Source organism: Actinomycetota bacterium, assembly GCA_040905475.1.
In the GTDB taxonomy this organism is placed as follows: Bacteria; Actinomycetota; AC-67; order AC-67; family AC-67; genus DATFGK01.
This window is the reverse complement of sequence record JBBDRM010000161.1, coordinates 1-3,426: the sequence shown is the minus strand read 5'-3', so window position 1 is coordinate 3,426 and position 3,426 is coordinate 1. Positions and strand designations below refer to the sequence as shown.

General features: G+C 67.8%; 2 protein-coding genes. Both read left to right on the top strand.

Translation table 11 applies throughout. The features are described 5' to 3' along the window. Nucleotides 1-212: 212 nt before the first annotated feature. Nucleotides 213-2,342, top strand: coding sequence for an N-acetylmuramoyl-L-alanine amidase (locus tag WEB06_19670; protein MEX2557835.1), 2,130 nt, complete (start codon nucleotides 213-215; stop codon nucleotides 2,340-2,342). A gap of 32 nt (nucleotides 2,343-2,374) precedes the next feature. Beyond that, nucleotides 2,375-3,426, top strand: a 1,052-nt coding sequence (locus tag WEB06_19665; GenBank protein MEX2557834.1) for a cysteine desulfurase family protein, incomplete at its 3' end; no start/stop codon positions are given.

Genomic DNA, 3,426 nt, shown 5'->3' with positions numbered 1-3,426 from the left:
CGTTCGGCGCCGCGACCGACTACCCCGTGGTGGGCGACTGGGACGGCCCGTAAACGCCGCAGCAGTGCCGGACCGGAGATGCGTCTGGCTTCGAGATCTCGCGGCCGGATCCCATCCGTCCCGTTTCGTCTCGAAGCTCGGTCCGCTCAGGACGTTCCGACTTGCCGCCGATAGCAACCGGAGGCCGTCGGATGTGATAGGGGTTGTCGCTCATGGTTCGTGTGCGCGTTGTTTCCCTTGCTCTCCTTGTTGCGCTCGGCGTCGTCGGCATCCCTGGTCCGACGTCCGCCGCCGGGCGCACGCCGGCGACGGTTCAACGTGACGTCGTCGTCGAGCGCGGCTCGTTCACGCCGGCGGCGAACACCGGCGTGTGGTTCCAGCGGAGCTTCCCGGAGCTTCCGATCAACGCGAACCTCATCGCGTTCTCGTTCCGTTCTTCCGACGACCACGAGCGGCTCGAAGAGCTGATCGTCGAGGCGCGCTTCCGCGGCGCAGATGGCTGGTCGGGGTGGGAAGTCCTGACGATCGAACCCGACGAGGCGCCGGACCGGGCCGAAGCGCGGTTCGCGTCGGAGCGCGTGTTCGCAGGCCCGATCTGGGTTGGGACCGCCGACGCCCTGGAGCTGCGGTACGCGTCGCCCGCGGGAGGTGCGACCGTCGGGAACCTCCGTCTCCACCTGATCAACACGCTCGGAAACGCGAGTAACCCGAACCTCTTCCAGAAGATCGTGGGATCGGTCTCGAGCTTCCTCCGGGGCTCGAAAGCCCATGCGATGATGGTCCAGCCTGCGATCATCACCCGAGCTCAGTGGGGGGCCAACGAGAGCATCCGGGAGTGCTGCCCCCGGTACGCCCCGGTGGTCAATATGGCGTTCGTCCACCACACCGCCGGGTCAAACTCCTATGCCAAGTCCGAATCACCCGCGGTCGTGAGAAGCATCTACGCCTATCACGTGAAGAATCGAGGCTGGAGCGACATCGGGTACAACTTCCTCGTCGACAAGTACGGGCAGGTCTTCGAGGGACGCTACGGCGGCATGACCCTGCCGGTGATCGGCGCCCACGTGAAGGGCTTCAACACCGGCAGCACCGGGATCTCGCTCATGGGGACCTTCACGAGCAGCTCACCCACGTCGTCGATGGTCTCGGCGCTCAAGAACCTCCTCGCCTGGAAGCTCGACGTCCATCATGTGCCGCCGACCGGCACGGTCGTGATGACCTCGGGCGGAAGCGACCTGTATCCCGTCGGGACGAAGAAGACGTTCAACCGGATCTCCGGTCACAAGGACGGCCAGCAGACGTCCTGTCCCGGCTCCAAGGTCTACAGCCTTCTGCCGTCGATCCGAACCGCGGTCTCGGGGATCGGTCTCCCGAAGCTGTATCTGCCCGCGACGAACACGGTAACGCTGACTCCGGACGGTGACGGCGTGAACGATACGGTCACCCTGACGGGTTCCTTCACGACGACGGTAACGTGGACCGCGCAGTACCGAACCGAAGCTGGCACGGTCCTCAAGTCCGCAACCGGAACGGGCCCGTCGCTCTCGGTGCCGTGGAACGGCCGGGACGGGGACGGGAATATCGCACCGCCCGGAAAGATCGTTTGGTCGATCTCCGGGGCGAACGGTGCCGGCGCTCCGGTGCGGCCGGCGACCGGAAGCTTCGCGCTCGTGCTGCCGCATCGCGTCGCCGGCGACTGGGATGGCGACGGCGTCGACACGCCCGGCACGGTCATCGGCAACAAGTGGTCTCTCCACAACGACTTCGACGGGACGCCCGACGTGGTCTTCTCCTACGGGCAGCCGACCGATCGTCCGGTAGCCGGCGACTGGAACGGCGACGGCAAGGCCTCACCCGGGATCATCCGAGGGAACATCTGGTACCTGAACAACGGCACCGACCCGATCCACGACATCTCGTTCGCGTACGGCTGGCCGACCGATCGTTCGATCGTTGGCGACTGGGACGGGGACGGCGACGATACCGGCGGCATCATCCGCGGCAACGTCTGGTACCTGAACGACAACTTCGACGCGTGGCACGACGGCGCGATCTTCGGCTACGGGGCCGCCACCGATCTCGCGCTCGCCGGCGACTGGGACGGCGACGGCAAGGACACCGCCGGGGTGGTGCGGGCGAACGTCTGGTACCTGAACAACGATCGGGACGGCGACCACGACATGCCGTCGTTCTCGCTCGGGATCGCCTCGGACGGCCTCGCAGTCGGGGACTGGACCGAGAGCGGCTTCGACGCCCCGGGGATATTCCACGAACCGATGTGGCTCCTGCTCGACGAGAATGCGGCGGTCGATCCTGCGATCGAGTTCGAAGATCTCGGCTGAGGCACTCGCCGGCCACTGCTAGGCTGGCGGGGATGAACGTTCGATCGACCGTCTACCTCGATCACGCAGCCACGACTCCGCTTTCCGACGCGGCGCGTGCCGCGATGCTGCCCTACCTCGAGGACCGCTTCGGCAACGCCTCTTCGGCGCACGCGCCGGGCCGTGAAGCCCGCAAAGGCGTCGACGAAGCGCGCGAGAAGGTCGCTGCGACCGTCGGTGCCCGGCCGGACGAGGTTGTGTTCACTTCGGGCGGGACCGAGGCGGACAACCTGGCGATTAAGGGCGCCGCGTGGCACGGGCGCGAGCAGGGCCGCGATGGGGTCGTCGTCACCGCGATCGAGCATCACGCCGTGCTCGATCCGGCGCGCTGGCTCGCGCGCCAGGGGTTCCGCGTGCGCGAGGTCCCGGTCGATGCGCACGGCGTGGTGCGACTCGACGCGCTGGAGGCCGCCGTCGACGACAGGACCGCGGTCGTGAGCGTGATGTGGGCCAACAACGAGGTCGGAACGATCCAGCCGGTCACGGAGTGCGCCCGCATCGCGCGCGAGGCCGGCGCGGTCTTCCACACCGACGCCGTTCAGGCGGTGCCGTGGCTGAGCGTGGATGCGAGCGTCGCCGATCTGCTCACGATCTCCGCGCACAAGCACGGCGGTCCGAAGGGCGTCGGCGCACTCGTCGTTCGTCGCGGGGTCAAGGTGCAGCCGTTGATGCACGGCGGCGGCCAGGAGCGCGAGATCCGCTCGGGGACCTACAACGTCGCCGGCATCGTCGGGTTCGGCGCTGCGGCCGAGGAGACGGCCGCGCACCACGAGCGCTGGTCGGTCGTCGTGGGTCCGCTCCGCAACCGGCTCCAAGAAAAACTCATCGCTTCGATCACCCGGGTCCACGTCAACGGGCATCCGGCCCAGCGCCTCCCGAACAACCTCCACGTGTGTATCGAGGGGATCGACGGTGAGACGTTGATCCTGCTCCTCGACGCAGAAGGGGTCGCGGCATCGCAGGGGTCGGCGTGCTCCTCGGGTGCGGCCGAGCCGAGCTTCGTGCTCGCGGCGCTCGGCGTCCCGCCGGAGCTCGCGCGCGGAAC